The following is a 17,275-nucleotide window of genomic DNA, read 5'->3' as shown; positions in this document are numbered from 1 at the left end:
TCATCGCTCCGGGGCGGCTTTTGCATCTTTTTGCCGTCTTGCCTATGCACAGGAGACGAGCTGATCGCTCAGGCGATTTCGTCTGTGTGGCTCCCGGATTTCGAAGGATACCGAATTGCATCCCGCTGCGAAATTGACCGTTCTCTCGATTGCCATTTCGTTCGTCGTCCTGACGCTCGCCGGGGGCGGCACGGCGACGGCCCAGCAGGCGGCGCAACCGCAACAGGTCGCGCCTTCGACGCCGACGCCTGCGCAGCCGCCCCAACCGAGTCCGGAAGCGCAGTCCGCGCCACCCGCTCCGGCGGCCCAACGCGAAGCCGACGAGGCCCCGGCAAATGCTTCACCCTTGCTGCAGCAGGCGGAAGACCAGCTCGACCAGGCTGACCGAGAGCTCAAGCGGCTGGCCGATCGTGTCGGCGCCGCCGCCGATGACGATACGTTGCTTGCCGAACTCAAGGTCCAGGTCGACGAGCTGTCGAAGCAGATCATCTCGGCATCGGTGGCGACGCGGTCGCGTCTCGACGAAATCAAGGCGCGGCTTGCCGAGTTAGGCGATCCGCCGGGCGAGGGCCAGCCGCCCGAGGCGGCAATCGTCACCGAGGAGCGAAAGCGCCTGCTGGCCGAGCGCGGCGCCATCAACGCTCTGACCGGGAGAGCGGAAAATCTTTCCGTTGAGGCCAGGAAGCTCGCCAACGGCATCACTGCCACCCGCCGCGCGCTGTTCTCCAACACCCTGCTGAAGCGCACCGAGGTTTCCGTGGCGATGTTGAGCGAGGCGATCACGACCACGGCTGACGAGAGCAGGGCATTGTGGCGCAGCGTCAGCAGCTGGCTGACGTTTGCGTGGAACTACAAGCGCATTCCCTTCTTGACCGCGATCTTTCTTTCGCTCTGCGGGGCGATGATTTTTCTCGTCGGGGGCTATAGGTTTTTCTCGCCGTTCATTTTGCAGCACGAGGAGCAGGACGAGCCCACTTATTTCCGGCAGCTTTCGCTGGCCTTCTGGTCCACGCTTATTCCGACCATGGCGCTCATCGCCTTCGCAACCTCGAGCTATTTCTTCCTGAGCAGCTTCAATGTCTTGCGGCCGGACATAGCACCGATCATTGCGGTTACGCTTGGCATGGGTGTTGCCGTCTTCTTCGTCACCAGGCTGGCGAGTGCCGTGCTGTCGCCAGCGCGCTCGAGCTGGCGTCTCGTGCGCGTTTCGGATCGCGGTGCGCGCATGCTGATGGCGCCGATCTTTGCCATGGCGCTGGTCAACGGCCTCGACTACTTGCTCGGAAGCATCAGCGATTCCCTTGGTTCGCCGGTCCTGCTGACCGTCGCCAAGAGCTTTCTCGCATCGATCATCATCGGGCTGATATTGATGTCGATGGCATGGATCCGCCCGACGCTCAGGCAGGACGAGCCGTTTGACGCACCCGGTCGTCCGTGGCCGCGGTTCATTTCCGTGTCGCTGCTGTTGTTGGGAGCAGGGCTGATTGCAATAGCCCTTGCCGGGTATGTCGGCCTGGCGCGGTTCATTGCCACGCAGATCATCGTTACCGGCGCCATCCTGGTGACGATGTATATCGGCATTCTCACCGGTCGATCGGTCTCCAAACAGGGCGCCTTCGCGGAAACGGTCGGGGGACGCTATCTCGAACGTCGCTTCAAACTGGAACAGGTGGGGCTCGACCAGATCGGCCTTGTCGCCGGCCTCGGCATATATGCGCTCGTCGCGCTGTTTTTCATCCCGCTGATCCTGCTGCAATGGGGCTTCCAAATCGCGGATATCGAATCCTGGGTCTATCGGTTCGTTACCGAGATCCGGATCGGAACGATTACGATCTCGCTGGTCGGCCTTCTTGCGGGCGTGCTCTTCTTCGCGATCGGCTTTGTCGTCACCCGTTGGGTGCAGCGCTGGATCGACGGCAACGTCATGGCGCGTAGCCGTGTCGATGCCGGCGTGCGCAATTCCATCCGCACCGGCATCGGCTATATCGGCGTCGGCCTTGCCGGCCTCATCGGCCTGTCGGCGGCGGGCATCGATCTTTCAAGCCTCGCTCTCGTCGCCGGTGCTCTCTCGCTCGGCGTCGGTTTCGGCCTGCAGAACATCGTCTCGAATTTCGTCTCGGGCTTGATCCTGCTCGTCGAGCGGCCCTTCAAGGTCGGCGACTGGATCGTCAGCGGCACGACCGAGGGCTTCGTCCGGCGCATTTCCGTCCGCGCGACCGAGATCGAAACCTTCCAGCACCAGTCGATCATGATGCCGAACTCGCTGCTCATCAACGCATCGGTCGGCAACTGGACGCACCGAAACAAGCTTGGTCGCTCCGAAATTACCATCACGCTCAGCTATGCCAGCGATCCGCGCCGGGTCATCGAGCTGCTGCACGAAATCGCCGCCGCCCATCCGATGGTCCTCAAGAATCCGGCGCCGAATGTCGGCTTCACGGCCTTCGGCGACGAGCGCATGACTTTCGAATTGCGCATCTATGTCGCCGACGTGCTGACGGCGGGCAACGTCCGCAACGACATCCGTGTCTCGATTTACGAGCGTTTCCGCGACGAGGAGATCGGCGCCCCATTCCCTGTGAGGGTAGAGGACACGACGCCGGAGGAGGCGACGCCATCCGACATCGAGCTACCAGCGGCTGAGGAAGACAAAACCGAGATTCAGGCGGAGGAGAGCGAGACGCGCCGCCGGTCCTTCGGTGCGCGCAGCAGCAGCCGCTAACGCGAATGAATTTCGAAGCTTCGGTAGCAATTCGAAGTGCTACAGCGCCCCGCAGTAAACGACGGTGGCACGCCCTCATGTGCTTGTCACAGCGACGGCGCGTCGGCAGCGCAGAAGATTTTTCAGCCCAAGGACTTGGACTGCTGGATTCCTGTGACAAGCACAGGAATGAGGGAGAAGAGCAGTGCGTACGGTAGACGACAAGGCGTATTCATGCTGCTGTCGTGCACTGTGGCGTCTGAGGATGCACGGCGCCGTGTAGGCGACTTGCAGATGCTCTTCGGCGCCGCAAGGTTATCGCCGCAGTGCCGGAACCGGCGCGTCCACGCGCCGGTTCCGGAACATGCTGTCAGAGCCCGGCCATGGCCTGGGCGACCGGCGCGACGTGTGGCCATACCTCCAAGGCGCCGCGATAGATCATATCGAGAGCGACGTAGAGAATGATCGCCAGGCCGACATAGGCGATCCAATGGTAGCGGGCGAGCAGCTTGGCAATGAAGGTTGCCGCAACGCCCATCAAGGCGATGGAGAGCATGAGCCCGAAGACGAGGACGGTCGGATGCTCGCGTGCGGCGCCTGCGACCGCAAGCACGTTGTCGAGCGACATCGACACGTCTGCCACGACGATCTGGGTCGCGGCCTGCCTGAATGTCTTCTTCGGTGCGTTGGCGTCGTCCAATCCAAGCTCTTCATGGCCGCCTGAACGAATCTCCCGCCACATTTTCCAGCAGACCCAAAGCAGGAGAATGCCGCCGGCGAGGAGAAGCCCGATGATAGCCAGAAGCTGAACCGTGAAGGCCGCGAGCACGATACGAAGTACGGTCGCCGCAATAATGCCGACGAGAATGGCCTTCTTGCGTTGCTCTATCGGCAGGCCCGCTGCCGCGAGGCCGATCACGACGGCGTTGTCCCCGGCAAGCACGAGGTCGATGACGATAACTTGCATAAGCGCCAATAGTCCGGCGGACGTGAAAATCTCCATAAGCGGTAATCCTTGTATACCCTGATCCCCGAAAACGCCGGGCCGGCGTCGCAAACGCATAGACCGTCAACAATCGCCGGATCAAGGGGCAGGGGAGATCTCGTCCAAAGATATTGCGGAGATCGGCAAATTGCCGCCGCGTCCGGCTCCGGTCCCCGTGTCGAAGAACACGATACAAGCTGCCGGCCTTCGTCCTTCTGAACGACAGCTCAACGCGCCATTCAGCGCCTATTCAGCAGTTCTCTCATAAAAAGCATGCAATTCAACCGGCCATTGTCTAGGTTGGCGTGGGCTGAAGGGGGCCGGTAGTTTTTGCCACGGGGCGAAAGGGTGACCGGCCAAAGGGGGCGGCGCGCGGGTAGCGCGCCGATGGCGATGAAGACAGTTGTTGCTGCCTCGCTTTGCGGCATGTTTGCCGCTGGCGTCGCGAATGCTGCAATGGTGACCAACAAGGATGGCGAATCCGCCATATTGGTGATCGTCGAGGGAGAAAGCCGGATAGAGGTGGTCGTCGATTCCGGCGCTACGGAAATGATCTGCCCGAGCGGCTGCTTCGTGACCGCGCCGAGTGGCGACCATATTGGCCTTCAAGGCGACGAGACCATCGAAATCGTCAACGGCTCCGTTGTGGTGAAGTAACTGAACAGCCGGTCGCGTGAAGGCGGCGGGACCGTGGTGCCCCGCCGCTCCTTAATGCTGGACAATTGTGTCCAATGGCTCAGGCGTGGTGAGCGCTGACTGCCTTGACCAATTCGCCTGCCAATTGCTGGCTGGTGCAGTGGGAAATGTCGCCCAGCGACAGCATGCCGACCATGCGCTTGTCATCGTTGATCACCGGCAGCCGCCGGATCTTCTTCGACTCCATCAGGCGAATGGCGTCTTCGACGGATTCATTGGTGCGGCAATAGACGATCTCCCTGGTCATAACGTCGCGAGCCGTCAGCGAGGAGACGTCGCGGCCGTTCGCCAATGCACGCAGAGTGAGATCGCGATCGGTTACCATTCCGATCAAGCGATCGTTCTCGCCGACCGGCAGCGCGCCGATGTCTTCCTCCTTCATGATCCGCGCGATGGTTCGCAGATCCGCTTCCGGGCCGATCCAACGAACACCGGAATGCATCGCTTCTTCGGTTCTCATCATATCCTCCCTTGCTATACTCAGCCGCATTACACGCCTGAAACATGGCCAATCGTTGGAAACCGGTGTTTCGATGCGAATTCGGCACGAACTTTACACGTTCGTGGAAAAGATGCGGTCCACAGTCGCGAAATCGCTCACGTCAATTTTCGTCGCCGTTCGAGTTCCGCTTCGGATGGCTGATCGAATTCGAATGAACCGGTGACGACCGGTCCTCCGCGGATATATTTGTTGACCGTGACGCCGGTTCCGGAGACCTTCGAACTTACCAGTTTCAACGCCATCGGTGCTGCGCCTTCGCCGAACAGCCTCTTCCCCTTTCCGAGAATGATGGGAAAGTACGAGATATACATCTCGTCCACCAGGTCATGGCGGAAAAGGGTCTGGAGGAAATCGGTCGAGCCCTGCGTCAGCAGGTCCGGTCCTTGCTCAGCTTTCAGTTCTTGCAGTGTAGCAAGCACGTCGTTGCCCAATGTCTGACTGTTCTTCCAGTCGAGCTTCAGGTCCGGATTGCGCGTCGCGACGTATTTGGTGATGCGGTCGAACAATGAGCCGATCGGGTCGTCCGCGCCGGCACAGGGCCAATGCGCCGCGAAGATCTCATAGGTCTTCCGGCCAAGCAGGAGGTCAAACGGCTTGGCGAACATCTCGTCCACCGCTTGTCCCATGGCCTCGTCGAAATAGGGGAAGGCCCAGCCGCCATATTTGAAGCCGCCGACGGGATCTTCGTGCGGTCCCCCCGGCGCCTGCATGATTCCGTCCAGACTTACGAATGCGCCAACGATGATCTTTCTCATTATCGCTCTCCTTAGTCGCCTCCTGATATCGACTAAGACGGATGGCGGGGGCTGATTCCGACCGCCGCCAGCGACAATTTCGGCCTAACTTCCAAAATCGATCAGGTCAGTCCTCATGATAAAAATAGCGGCGCCATTCTCCTTCGCCACCACGGCGTCCCTCGCGATAGGTCCGGCGCCAGACGCGGCGTTCGCAATAGCCGTCCTCGCAGTAGGTGTCGACGATCCGCTCGTTGACGACTCCGTTGTTGGATGAACTGTTCGAGCTCGTGTTCGACGATTGACTGCCGGCCTCGGCCTTTCCGGTTGTCATCGCTGCGGCGACAAATAGAAACGGCAGGATACGTATGGCTTCCTCCTTCACTCCCGCCAGAGTGGGCCTCCGAGCCTGAACGTCCACTGAACGATGGACTCCAGGAGTGCGGCACCTTTCTCAGTCGCGGCCTCACGGAATAGCGAAGATGCTGATCTCGGTGGCAATGCCGCGCAGCGTGACATTGTGTGACATCGGGCTCAGACCCCGATCCGAAAGCAGGTTGGAGGCTCGCGGGTCTTCGAGCACAGAGCCGGTAGCAAAGATCTCGCGCGACGTGGCCAGGTGCTGGACGCGCGAGGCGATGTTGACGGTCTGGCCGAAATAGTCTTGCCGCTCGTTCAAATTGACGGCGATGCACGGTCCTTCGTGGATACCGATTTTCAGGAGCAGGTCCTCGCTGCCGCGTTCGTCATTGAGCTTGCGCATGGCGTCGCGCATCCGCATGGCCGCGGCGACCGCCCGGTCCGGTGTCGGAAAGGTCGCCATCACGGCGTCGCCGATCGTCTTGACGACGGCGCCGGCCTCGGCCGCAACGATCTCGTTCAGGACCCGGAAATGCGCCCGCACCAGATCGAATGCGGCCAGGTCGCCGACGCGCTCGTAGAGCTCGGTCGAACCGCGCAGGTCGGTAAAAAGGAAGGTCAGGCTAGTGATCTTCAGCCGTTGGTCGACGTCGAGCATGTCCGTGCGGTAAATGTCGCGGAAGGTCTGGTTGGAGAGCAGCCGCTTGGCGGTGAGGAACGGCCGCCGGCGGCCGAGCATGCCGTGCAGCGTCTCGTTGGCCATGCAGACCGAGGGGAGGGTGCGGACCTCCGCATGGTTTTCCACCTGAATGCGAAGCGGGCCGGGCTGCATCTTCAGCGTTTCGGCATGCCGGTGCGCGCGGTCGAAGACGAGCGAAAGATTGCGTCGTTCCCTGGTCGGCTCGCCGCTGACATCCAGGAACTGCGCCGCATGCGTCACCGGTTCGAAGACGATGACGAATTCCGCGGGCAGCTGCAGCGAGATGACCGCCTTTTCGCCCGGCGGCAGTTCCAGCGTCTCGATAATGAACTGGTCGAATTTCTCCTCGTAGTCGTCCTCGGGCAGATCGATGCCGGAGCCCCAATACATCTGGCGGAAATATTCGATCGGCGGCAACTCGTGCGGATTGTGTGCCTCGATGTGGCGCATCCGCGGGCTCACCGTGAAGGTCACCTCGACCATCTCGTCGAGGGTCGGCTCGTAGCCTGCAGCACAGAGGGCACAGGTATATTCGGTGCTCTGCACCGACTTCAACGACGTATTGGCATCGAGCACGCCGCCGCAGCCGGGGCAGAGGACATTCCAGGAAAGCTCGAAAATGCCGAGCCGGGAGGCGTGCAGGAAGCCCGCGATCGTTTCTTCCTCGTCGAGCCCCTCGGCGCTAGCAAAGCCGAGCGCATTGATGCGGCAGAGCTTGCGGTCGGGCGCATCGCGAACCAGCCGCTCGAAGGCATTAGCGACCTTCGGCTTCACAGACTGGCGCAGCACTTCGAATAGCGTCTGAGCTTCACCCATGCCGGCATTCTATACGGAAACTGACGCGTGGTCAGGCGATTTGTCTTGTCTAACGAAGGCGAGCGGCCGCTTAGAGAAAGAGGGGCGCTCCTGCTTTCGCCGGCCAGGATGAGGGTAATCCATTCGCAAGCTTTACTGCGGCGCTTCACCCCGCGATTCCTCCCATTAACACCCGATAAAGTCTCTTCCCCTACGATGCTTTCGGGGACACTCTTTCACATAGGCGATCAATGTCATTCTTCGGCGTTTCCGGAATGTATTATTCCGGCGAATCCCTTGGCGAGCACCGCATTGTGCTTGCCGAGGACTCCAACCTGTTCTCATCGATGGTTTCGAAACGACTGAAGGAGTTGTTCGATATCGACGTGATCGTCTGCCGCGACTACGAGGATTTGCAGTTTGCCGTGGAGAATGCGTCCTTTCCGGCCTCGCTTGCCATTTCGAACATCAACCTGCCGGGTGCGGAGAACGGCGAGGCGCTCAACTATCTGATCGACATGAGCGTGCCGACGGTCGTCTTCACCGGTTCCTTTCAGGAGAAGACGCGTGAGGCGATTCTCGCCAAGGACATCGTCGACTATGTGATCAAGGACAGCGTCTTTGCTGTCGACATGCTGGCGGAATCGGTCTGCCGGTTCCTCACCAACCAGAAGCATCACGTGCTGATCGTCGACGACAGCCCGACCGCGCGGGCGCTGCTGACAACGCAGCTGAAGCGCTACAATTTTCGCACCAGCTCGGCCGAAAGCGGTGCGGCGGCGCTGAAGATCCTGAAGAACAATCCGGATATTGCGCTGGTCATCACCGATTACAACATGCCGGATATCGACGGCTTCGAGCTGACGCGCCGGATCCGCTCGGCCCACGGACCGCATCAGTTGCGCATCATCGGCGTCTCATCGTCGACCAACCGCTTGCTTTCCGCGCGCTTCCTCAAGGCCGGCGGCAATGATTTCGTCGTGCGTCCCTTCGTCAACGAGGAGTTCTATTGCCGCGTCAACCAGAACCTCGACACTTTGACGAAAATCAAGACTTTGAGCGAAAGGGTGAAAATTCCCGCCTGACGCTCGCGAATTTTCAAGCAAGCAGTTGAAATTCCATGCTGGTGGTTGCTGCGTTAACGAAATTGCAACCGGCAGCCCGTTCAATCGCAGCAGATGAACTGGGGATTCCCAGATAGGCGCATCTCACCGAGGGGCTTCGGTGACGATGCGAATCGGCGCAATTGCATATTGGGTCACGTGGCTCCGCCGCACGGATCGGATCGCGCAGAGGCAAAAGCCTTGGCGTCGCTGCGACCGGGGACGAGCTGCCGCAGGGGATAGGGTTGCAGGGGTCGTGAGATTGCGCCGCGCGTCGGGACGGGCGAACCATATTCAGAAGCACCGCGACAAGCGTCTGCTGCTCGTCGAGGATTCACGGATGTTCGCGGCCGCTCTCAAACACGGGCTGGAGCTTACGCACGGAATAAATGTCGCCCATTGCGCCTCGCTCGCCGCGGTGAAGGCCGAGGTTGCTGCGGCGGAGGAGTGGGTGTTTTCGCTCGCGGTCCTCGATCTCAACCTGCCCGACGCCCCGAATTGCGAGGCCTTGGACTTCATTCTGGCGAACAATGTCCCGGCAATCGTCTTCACCGCCGCCTTCAACGACAGCACCCGCGATCAGATCCTCAACCGGGGCGTTGCCGATTGCATCGTCAAGAACGAGCCAGAGTCGATCGAGCGGCTGATCGCGGCGGTCGACCGGGTCCTCACCAAGGGGCGAACCAATGTGCTGCTGGTGGATTCCTGTGCGGCCTCGCGGGAGCAGATGGCAGGCGTCCTGCGGCGGGGGCTATTTGCGGTGATCGAGACGTCGGAAGCGTGGGAAGCATTGCAGGTCCTGGACCAGGGCGGGGCAGTCGACGTGGTCGTCACCGATACAGGTCTTGCCGACCTTGCCGGTCTCGCCCTGCTCGAAGAAGTGCGCAAGCGCCAGGGCGAGGATGCCGTACCGATCATCGGTCTCTCGGAACAGGGCGATGCACGACTCGCTGCGCGCTTCTTCGAGGCCGGCGGCGCGGATTTCATCCGCAAGCCTTTCCTCGAGGCTGAGTTCAGCGGCCGCGTTCGGCACGCCGCCATGCTTCAGAAGCGCATTCAGGCCCTGAAACTCGCAGCGGCCAGCGACTACCTGACGGGAATCTTCAACCGCCGCCATTTCTTCATGACCGGCCCGCGCCTGGTTGATCAATATTTACGACGCGGCGAAGGGACCTCGATCGCCGTCCTCGACATCGACCATTTCAAACGCTTGAACGACACCTACGGCCACGAGATCGGCGATCTCGTATTGAAGCATGTCGCCCGGCAATTAAAGACTCTCGTTGGAGAGGAGCATCTCCTGGCGCGGCTCGGCGGCGAGGAGTTCGGTATCCTGTTCGATGGCCACGGCGTGCGCGACGCATTCGCCTTTTGTGAAAAACTGCGGGCGGAACTGGCGAAGACGAAGATCGTCGCCGACGATGAGGAGCTGGCGATCACCGTCTCGATCGGTCTTGCGACGATCGAGGCGCCGGAAGCCTTCGAGAACTACCTGCACGCCGCCGACCAGTTTCTCTATATGGCGAAACACGCCGGGCGAAACCGCGTCATTTCCGAGCTGACGCTGCTCGATGCGCTGGCGTCGTGAGGGTTGACGGGCCGGCTCGCGGTCCGCCTGCGATGCCTTGCTTCAGCCGGCCTCAGCGCGCCATCTGCAGCGTCAGCTTGCGCTCGGCGCGCTCCTGTTGCGGCGAGCGGTTGTAAAGTTCGCGATAACACTTGGAGAAGTGCGAGGCGGACACGAAACCGCAGGCGACGGCCACCTCGACCACCGGCATCGACGACTGGATCAGCAGATGCCGTGCGCGGTCAAGGCGAATCTCCAGGTAATAGCGCGCCGGCGAGCGGCCCATCTCCTGTCGGAACAGCCGCTCGATCTGGCGGCGCGACAGGTCGGCGCTTTCGGCGATTTCGAGGAGCGAGAGCGGCTCTGAGAGGTTCGCTTCCATCAGTTCGATGATCGAGAGGACCTTGGCGTTCTGGACCCCCAGGCGGGCGCGCAGTGGAAGCCGCTGGCGGTCATGCGGACCGCGCACGCGATCGGTCAAGGCCTGCTCGCAGACCCGGTTGACGAGGCTTTCGCCAAAATCCTGGTCGATCAGGTTCAGCATCATGTCAAGCGAAGCGGTGCCGCCCGCGCAGGTGTAGATGTTGCTGTCGATCTCGTACAGGTCGGCATATACCTCCGCCTGCGGGAAGCTCTCGGAAAAGCCGGGCAAATTTTCCCAGTGGATGGCGCAGCGCTTGCCCGTGAGCAGGCCCGCGGAGGCCAGCACATGGGCGCCCGTACAGAGGCTTCCAACGGCGATGCCGCGATTGTAGACCTCGCGCAGCCAGGCATTGACCGATTTGTTCTGGAACTCCTCGACATAGACGCCCGAACAGACAAGCACCATGGAGGGGCGGTTTTCGCCTGCCAGGAACTTGCGCTCGTCCGCAAGCGAGGTGTTGACCTCGAGGGCAATGCCGGCCGAGGAAAAGACCTTCTGACCGTCGGTTGAGGCGAGGCGCCAGGTGTAAGCCTCGTAGCCGAGCATGCGGTTGGCGATGCGAAGCGTTTCTATCGCCGCGGAGAAGGGCAGCATTGAAAAGTTCGGCACCAGAAAGAAGACGAGCGAGCGCTTTTTGGTCAGAGGCTTGTTCATGAGGCTTCCCATGCTGGACGAGGGTGTCTATTCGTCGCTTGTAATATGTCATCCGGCTTGTCTGTTTACGACATTGGCATGGAAAGCCGCGACCGGGAAGAAATTTCGCATTGCGACATCGAGCCGCGGGCTCTTCTCAGGCGGGAGGAGTTTGCTGATTGCACGAAAGCGACAGACGTCTTGGCTGAAGTGACGCATTTCGACAAGAAACGCCGCCAAGCGTCCGATGTGTACCGCTCATGACGTTGGTTGCACATTTTGTAAATTACGACTTTCTCGGGGAGGGGGAGACGATGTCGGTATCTGACAAGAGCCGAGCCGGGGCTGCCTTAGCGAGGGTCATGTGCGGGACCACACCTCCGATCCAGCATGATCGGATTGCCTCGGAAGGTGGCGCAACGCAAGAAGGGCACTCCGGTCGGGAATGCCCTTCTTCATTTCATCAGCCCCTGCCAGGCGCGGGGCTTTCGACAGGTCGTGTCGCTGTTCATTGTTCCGTCTTGTGCACCGCGTCGTCGACGGAAGGGAAGCCGATATCCTTCAGCGTGTCGTAGGAGAGGTTCTCCAAGATGCGCTCGTTACGGTGCCGCTTCCAGGCGGCCCAGGCGCGGGCGCGCAGGCTGAAAAGACCGGGCAAAGCCGCAAGGCTCTGGCTCGACGATGAAGAATGTTGGTTCATAGACATTGCTGGTTCCTTCTGAGCTTCTCAAAAGGTCGCGACCATGTCTTGGTTATGGCGCAACCTGATTGATCAATCAAACGAATATGTTTGATGTTTTCCATCAAACATGGTGATCTCTTACTGCTGCACGTAACAGCTTGTATCAGGGCTCCTGATCACCTTCTGTTCCGCTTGTAACAGGTCATTTCTGACCCTTGCCGGCAGTTTCGCCAATTGGCGCCGGGTTTCCACTCGGTTTCTGGCGAGCTTGGTCGCGCGCCTTCTCTCCGCGATCCGCTCGATGAAGACCTGGGCTCGCGACAGCATTGCGAGAACGAGATCGCCGTCGTCGCCTGCATGCCGGACGACGTGATTGTGTTGCGGCGCAGATCCGCCGATCGGGTCCTTCCCGAATGAAGGAGTGCCACTGATCCGTCGTGCGGTTGCGGCGACGTTGTCGATCGCCAAAGATAGGGCGGTCATGACCTTGCTCCTTTGTGTTTTGCGGGTGCTTCCCCGCTTCCTTGCGAGCTTGACTATCGCCCCGATGTAATATTCAATCAAACGAAATGGAGTTAAGCTATCTTTCAGTTTTTCTGAATGAGGAGGCCGCCATGAACATGATCCTGCGCCACGCGCTTCCGCTTCTCGAAATGGATGTGTTGAAGACCTTCGTCGCCATTGCCGAAACCGGCAATTTCACGACTGCGGCCGAAGCCGTGTACCGCACACCCTCCGCGGTCTCGATGCAGATCAAGAAGCTCGAAGAGACGCTGGGCTGCACGCTTTTCCTGCGCGACGCGCGGTCTGTCTCATTGACGCCGAAGGGCGAGTTGCTGCTCGGCTTCGCCCGCCGGCTCCTGTCGCTCAACAACGAGACCGTGTCTCGCTTCCTGCTGCCCGACATGAACGGCGTCGTCCGCGTCGGCGCGCCGGAAGATGTGGGCGAGCGCATCCTTCCGGATGTGCTGAAGCGTTTTGCCGAGACCTACCCGAATGTCACGGTCGACGTGTCGATCGGGATGAGCAACGCCATGCGCAAGCGGGTCGACGAGCACCGGCTCGACATTGCCATTTATAACAGCCTTTCCGACGAGGCGTCCAAGGACGGCGAAATCCTGATGCAGGAAAAGCTGGTTTGGGCCGGGGCCAAGTGCGGCAACGCGCATCTGCGCGATCCCCTGCCGGTGTCGATGTGGGAGGACGGATGCGTATGGCGCGCCGATGCGGTCGAGAAGCTGTCGCGGGCCGGGCGCAAATTCCGCGTGGCGTTCCTGAGCGCCTATACGACGGGACAACGTGCTGCGGTGCGCGCCGGCCTCGCGATCGCGCCGCTGCCGCGCTATCTAGTCCAAGGGGAGATGGTGCAGCTCGGCGAGCGAGACGGGCTGCCCGATCTCGGCCATTACGATATCGGGCTGAAGGTGGTTGAGGATGCACCGGCACCGGTACTGGCGGTTGCCGAACACGTCCGTGAGGCTTTCGCCGAACTCCAACTGCATACGGGCAGGATGGCCGAGGCCGTTTAGCCGAGGCTCTTGCGGCCTGCGACGAGGCCTCGTCCTGGCTTGACGGACATAAGTAGCAGCTTATAATAAGCCATGACTTATGAAGCTAGAGTCTTTGCTGCGCTGGCCGATCCGACACGAAGGGCGATTTTCGAGCGCCTTGCAGCGCGTGGGCAGTCCGTTTCCGAACTGTCGCGCACCATGCCCGTATCGCAACCGGCGATCTCGCAGCACCTGAAGGTCTTGAAGGAAACACGGCTCATTCGTGAGGAACCCGCGGGGGTGCGGCGGATCTACTCCATCGATCCCGTTGGGTTGGGACCCTTGCGGCAGTGGCTGGACCGCTTCTGGACTGACCAACTCGCCGCCTTCAAATCCAATGTCGAAGCGGCGGCCGATCAGGATAAAGACTGAACGACTATCTAAAAGAGGCACACGACCGGGAGAAACCTCATGCACAGGATCGAACCGGTCCCGGTCCGCAAATCGGTTGCCGTCCGCACGTCTCCGCAGAAGGCCTTCGAGTTCTTCGTGAACGGCATGGGTGGCTGGTGGATCAAAGAGCACAGCCTGACGGAGTCCGGACAGAAGACGGTGATCGTCGAGGCCAGAGCGGGCGGCAGATGGTACGAAGTCGGGAATGCCGGCGAGGAGCGCGAATGGGGCCGCGTCATCACCTGCGATCCGCCGCACCGCATTCTTCTCGCTTGGCAGCTCAACGCCGATTTCGACTTCGAGCCGAAATTCCAGACGGAAGTCGAAGTCTGGTTCGAGGCGAAGGGCGAAGGCGAGACGATCGTCACGCTGGAGCACCGCGATCTTGGCAATTATGGCGTTAAGGCCGAGGATCTGCGCGGCGTGCTCGACTCTGAAAAAGGATGGGGTGGGTTGCTGGCGTCGTTTGCCGCGAAGGTGGCATAAGCGGCTCTGCAGCTACTCCCGGCTCCTGCGCCTTCTGCGCCCACCGCCTTCGCCGTCATCGGCCAGCGCCTTGCGCTCCGGTAGCGCCACGACCTCGGAGAGCTTCGGAAAGGCGTCGACCTTGTTCGGCATCGCCATGGCGTTGACGAAGTGCTCCTGAAATTTCGATTCAAGAGCCGTTTCTATCTTCTCGATCTTTCTCACGGTTTCCTCGATCTCGCGGCGGTGACCGCGGTTGAGGAGGGCCATAAGGGCGCCGGTGCCGGCGGCATTTCCGACTGCCTTCACCTCGGCGAGGTCGCAATCCGGGATCAGGCCGAGCACCATGGCGTATTTCGGATCGATGAAGGAGCCGAAGGCGCCGGCAAAGCGGATCGTGTCGACATGCTCGACGCCCTGCTTTTCCATCAAGAGCTTGATGCCGGCATAGAGCGCAGCCTTGGCGAGTTGGATCGCTCGGATGTCGTTCTGCGTCACGGTGATGCGCGGTTCGCCGTCATGCAGCAGGTAGGAGAAGGTGCGGCCGTTCGGAACGATACGCGAGCTTTTAGCAGCCATCGCACCGTCGACGACGCCGTCCTGCGAGATGATGCCGGTGAGATACATTTCAGCGACCACCTCGATGATCGCCGAGCCGCAGATCCCGGTAACGCCCACCGCTGCGGCGGCCTCGCCGAAGCCCTCCTCGTCCGACCACTTGTCAACACCGATGACGCGGAAGCGTGGCTCGAGTGTCTCCGGGTCGATGCGGACGCGCTCGATCGCGCCGGGTGCGGCGCGTTGGCCGGAGGAAATTTCAGCTCCCTCGAACGCCGGGCCCGTCGGCGAGGAGGCGGCGACGACGCGGGCGCGGTTGCCGAGGACGATTTCGGCATTGGTACCGACATCGACGAGCAGCATCATCTTGTCCTGGCGATGCGGACCCTCCGAAAGCGTCGCGCCGGCCGCATCCGCCCCGACATGTCCGGCGATGCAGGGGAGCATATAGAGCCTCGCGCCGCGATTGACCTCGATGTCGATCTCATGCGCCCAATATTGCAGCGCGCCAGAAACCGCGAGTGCGAAGGGCGCTTGGCCGAGTTCCGTCGGGTCAATGCCGAGGAAAAGGTGATGCATGATCGGGTTGCCGACGACCACCATGTCGAGGATGTCGTGCCGATCGACGCCGCCTTCGCTGCAGACCTTGCCGATCAGCCTGTTCACCGCTTCCCGCACGGCCTTGGTCATCGCCTCGCGGCCATCCGGGTTCATCATCACATAGGAGACGCGGCTCATCAGATCCTCGCCGAAGCGGATCTGCGGGTTCGATGCGCCCGAAGAGGCAACGATTCGGCCGGAGAGCAGCGACACCAGGTGCATGGCGATCGTCGTCGAGCCGATGTCGCAGGCTATTCCATAGGCCTCGTTCTTCAATCCCGGCCAAAGGCCGACGATGAAGGGGCGGGAGGAATCCATGTCCCGATGGATCGCGGCGGTCACCGCCCAGTTGCCCTTGCGCAGGATGCCCTGAACCTGCGGGATCAGGTGCGGCGCGATCAGCAGATCCTTCCAGCCCCAGTCTTTCTCCAGAACCGCCTTCATCCGGTCGAGATCGCCGAGCGGCTTGTGCATGTCCGGCTCGTCCACTTCGACATAGCAGAGCTGGACGGCGGCATTGCGCTCGATCAACCGGTCGGTTGCGGCCTTGCGCACCACCTGGGCATTGATGACGGTATCCTGCGGCACGTCGATGACGAGATCGCCGAGGATCTGCGCCGAGCAGGAGAGGCGACGACCATCGGGCAGTTCGCGCACCGTGGCGTAGCGCTGCTCCTTGGGGCCGATCGGGGAGAGGTGTTCGTTCGAGGAAACGATCTTGTGCTTGGCGAAATTGCCTTCCTGCACGGACACCTGACAGCGTCCGCAGGTGGCGCGGCCGCCGCAGACGCTTTCGACATAAACGCCAAGCTTGCGCGCAGCATCGAGCACTGGGGTGCCGACCGGGAAGCGGCCGCGCTTGCCCGAAGGCATGAAAAGCACCAGAGGATCCTTCTGCGCGGCTTCGGTCATATTGGTCTCGATTTCGGAAGTGCTTTCGATGCGCATGCTGGTCGGTCTCTCGTCAGGTCCGCTTCAACCGGGGAGCGAAGCGCGGGTAGACCGCTTCAGACTGCACCGGAATGACGCCTGATAGTTGTCAGATCCCGACATGAAAAGATCTGTCAGCACATTTCAGGAGGGTTGCCGTGCGCTGGCGAACGGGACGGTTACGGTTTCCTGCGCGATAGCCGCCGGGCATTGCTGCGCACCCGCTTGCCATAGGGCTTGAGGGCGGCCGCGGCAATAGCCGTCCCATGGTGGGAACCGCTGCCGGTCATCAGCCGCATCGTGCTGTCGAGAGCGGCCTTCCAGAGGGCCAGGTTCACGGCCATCCCGCTCTCGGCCGCCGCTGCGACCTTTTCGGAAACCATGCGTTGGAGCTCGGCTACGTCGTGCGTCTTTCCGGTCATTGCCGCAAGCTGCATCTGCTGCAGCCGAAGCGCGATGACGAATGGAGCATCGAACCAAAGCGTGGCAGTGTCCAAGCGGAGGCGGCGCGGTGTCATTGGTTATCTCCACTCTTCGGCCGGATGCGAGTTCCGGATTTCGCTATGGTGCCACAGTTAGCTTCACGACTGCGAATGCATAGGCGACTGCCGTGGCCAACAACATCGAACCACCTCAAAAGCACAGGTTTATGACCCGTTCTTAAGATCGCAGATTGATTCTATTCGTAAAAGCCAAGCCAAATACAACGGCAAGCACCGCGAAGTTTAGAAACACAAGCGGCAGAACATAGTTCCAGAGTGCACCGTAGAACCTTCGAAACTCGTCCGCATCCTCAAACAGCATGTATCTGGCGAAGAGGATCAAGGGGATGAAAACCGCAAGGAACCGAAGATGGTTCCTGGTTCCTCAAGGCAATTCCCCTTGATAGGCAGTGCA

18 protein-coding genes are annotated in these 17,275 nt (G+C 60.9%); 8 read left to right on the top strand and 10 right to left on the bottom strand.

All coding sequences use genetic code 11. The features are described 5' to 3' along the window. Positions 1-115: 115 nt before the first annotated feature. Positions 116-2,722, top strand: a complete 2,607-nt coding sequence (locus tag NXT3_RS11300; RefSeq protein WP_104839342.1) for a mechanosensitive ion channel family protein — start codon at positions 116-118, stop codon at positions 2,720-2,722. 349 nt (positions 2,723-3,071) lie between these two features. On the opposite strand, the gene NXT3_RS11295 is transcribed toward NXT3_RS11300, so the two are convergent. After that, positions 3,072-3,704, bottom strand: a complete 633-nt coding sequence (locus NXT3_RS11295; protein WP_097524971.1) for a TerC family protein — start codon at positions 3,702-3,704, stop codon at positions 3,072-3,074. Positions 3,705-4,079: 375 nt separating this feature from the next. Between NXT3_RS11295 and NXT3_RS11290 the strand changes: the two genes are divergently transcribed. After that, positions 4,080-4,343 (top strand): hypothetical protein, encoded by a 264-nt coding sequence (locus NXT3_RS11290; protein ID WP_104839988.1) that lies wholly within the window; start codon positions 4,080-4,082, stop codon positions 4,341-4,343. 79 nt (positions 4,344-4,422) lie between these two features. Here the strand turns inward: NXT3_RS11290 and NXT3_RS11285 are convergent, their stop codons facing one another. The 4 genes from NXT3_RS11285 to NXT3_RS11270 form a co-directional block, all read right to left on the bottom strand. Next, entirely contained in the window at positions 4,423-4,842 is a 420-nt protein-coding gene (locus NXT3_RS11285; RefSeq protein WP_104839987.1) for a CBS domain-containing protein, read from the bottom strand. A gap of 137 nt (positions 4,843-4,979) precedes the next feature. Beyond that, complete coding sequence (locus NXT3_RS11280) at positions 4,980-5,639, bottom strand: dihydrofolate reductase family protein (RefSeq protein WP_104839341.1); 660 nt, start codon at positions 5,637-5,639, stop codon at positions 4,980-4,982. Positions 5,640-5,745: 106 nt separating this feature from the next. Continuing rightward, entirely contained in the window at positions 5,746-6,039 is a 294-nt protein-coding gene (locus NXT3_RS11275; RefSeq protein WP_234819689.1) for a hypothetical protein, read from the bottom strand. Between the two features lie 45 nt (positions 6,040-6,084). Beyond that, a complete protein-coding gene (locus NXT3_RS11270; RefSeq protein WP_104839340.1) occupies positions 6,085-7,494 on the bottom strand; it encodes an adenylate/guanylate cyclase domain-containing protein in 1,410 nt (469 codons plus the stop codon). 230 nt (positions 7,495-7,724) lie between these two features. Between NXT3_RS11270 and NXT3_RS11265 the strand changes: the two genes are divergently transcribed. Together NXT3_RS11265 and NXT3_RS11260 are read left to right on the top strand one after the other, a co-directional pair. After that, positions 7,725-8,558: a response regulator gene (locus tag NXT3_RS11265; protein WP_097538194.1), complete on the top strand. Its 834-nt coding sequence runs from the start codon at positions 7,725-7,727 to the stop codon at positions 8,556-8,558. A gap of 274 nt (positions 8,559-8,832) precedes the next feature. Beyond that, complete coding sequence (locus NXT3_RS11260; protein WP_104839339.1) at positions 8,833-10,164, top strand: GGDEF domain-containing protein; 1,332 nt, start codon at positions 8,833-8,835, stop codon at positions 10,162-10,164. A gap of 52 nt (positions 10,165-10,216) precedes the next feature. Here NXT3_RS11260 and NXT3_RS11255 read toward each other — a convergent pair whose 3' ends face one another. Next, positions 10,217-11,221 carry a GlxA family transcriptional regulator gene (locus tag NXT3_RS11255; RefSeq protein ID WP_012708387.1) on the bottom strand — a complete coding sequence of 335 codons (1,005 nt, stop codon included), beginning with the start codon at positions 11,219-11,221 and terminating at the stop codon, positions 10,217-10,219. A 78-nt stretch (positions 11,222-11,299) separates the two neighbouring features. Here NXT3_RS11255 and NXT3_RS11250 point away from each other — a divergent pair, with 78 nt between their 5' ends. Continuing rightward, on the top strand, positions 11,300-11,464 hold the full coding sequence (locus tag NXT3_RS11250; RefSeq protein ID WP_158665338.1) for a hypothetical protein: 165 nt from the start codon (positions 11,300-11,302) through the stop codon (positions 11,462-11,464). Between the two features lie 244 nt (positions 11,465-11,708). On the opposite strand, the gene NXT3_RS11245 is transcribed toward NXT3_RS11250, so the two are convergent. Together NXT3_RS11245 and NXT3_RS11240 are read right to left on the bottom strand one after the other, a co-directional pair. Then, positions 11,709-11,906: a hypothetical protein gene (locus tag NXT3_RS11245; RefSeq protein WP_037423570.1), complete on the bottom strand. Its 198-nt coding sequence runs from the start codon at positions 11,904-11,906 to the stop codon at positions 11,709-11,711. 114 nt (positions 11,907-12,020) lie between these two features. Continuing rightward, positions 12,021-12,365, bottom strand: a complete 345-nt coding sequence (locus NXT3_RS11240; RefSeq protein WP_097525071.1) for a hypothetical protein — start codon at positions 12,363-12,365, stop codon at positions 12,021-12,023. Positions 12,366-12,496: 131 nt separating this feature from the next. Between NXT3_RS11240 and NXT3_RS11235 the strand changes: the two genes are divergently transcribed. The 3 genes from NXT3_RS11235 to NXT3_RS11225 all read left to right on the top strand — a co-directional run bounded on the left by NXT3_RS11235 (position 12,497) and on the right by NXT3_RS11225 (position 14,311). Next, the gene (locus tag NXT3_RS11235; protein WP_037423573.1) at positions 12,497-13,411 is read left to right on the top strand and encodes a LysR substrate-binding domain-containing protein; all 915 of its coding nucleotides are present in this window, start codon (positions 12,497-12,499) and stop codon (positions 13,409-13,411) included. Positions 13,412-13,483: 72 nt separating this feature from the next. Next, complete coding sequence (locus NXT3_RS11230) at positions 13,484-13,804, top strand: ArsR/SmtB family transcription factor (RefSeq protein ID WP_104839337.1); 321 nt, start codon at positions 13,484-13,486, stop codon at positions 13,802-13,804. Positions 13,805-13,843: 39 nt separating this feature from the next. Further along, positions 13,844-14,311 (top strand): SRPBCC family protein, encoded by a 468-nt coding sequence (locus NXT3_RS11225; RefSeq protein WP_097538197.1) that lies wholly within the window; start codon positions 13,844-13,846, stop codon positions 14,309-14,311. Between the two features lie 12 nt (positions 14,312-14,323). On the opposite strand, the gene NXT3_RS11220 is transcribed toward NXT3_RS11225, so the two are convergent. Further along, positions 14,324-16,396: an ASKHA domain-containing protein gene (locus NXT3_RS11220; protein ID WP_104839336.1), complete on the bottom strand. Its 2,073-nt coding sequence runs from the start codon at positions 16,394-16,396 to the stop codon at positions 14,324-14,326. Between the two features lie 161 nt (positions 16,397-16,557). After that, positions 16,558-16,896, bottom strand: coding sequence for a hypothetical protein (locus tag NXT3_RS11215; RefSeq protein WP_037423582.1), 339 nt, complete (start codon positions 16,894-16,896; stop codon positions 16,558-16,560). Positions 16,897-17,275 lie beyond the last annotated feature (379 nt).

It is taken from the genome of Sinorhizobium fredii (assembly GCF_002944405.1).
Classification (GTDB): Bacteria; Pseudomonadota; Alphaproteobacteria; order Rhizobiales; family Rhizobiaceae; genus Sinorhizobium; species Sinorhizobium fredii_C.
Note: the sequence above shows the minus strand (reverse complement) of the source record. Positions and strands in the feature narration are given on the sequence as shown.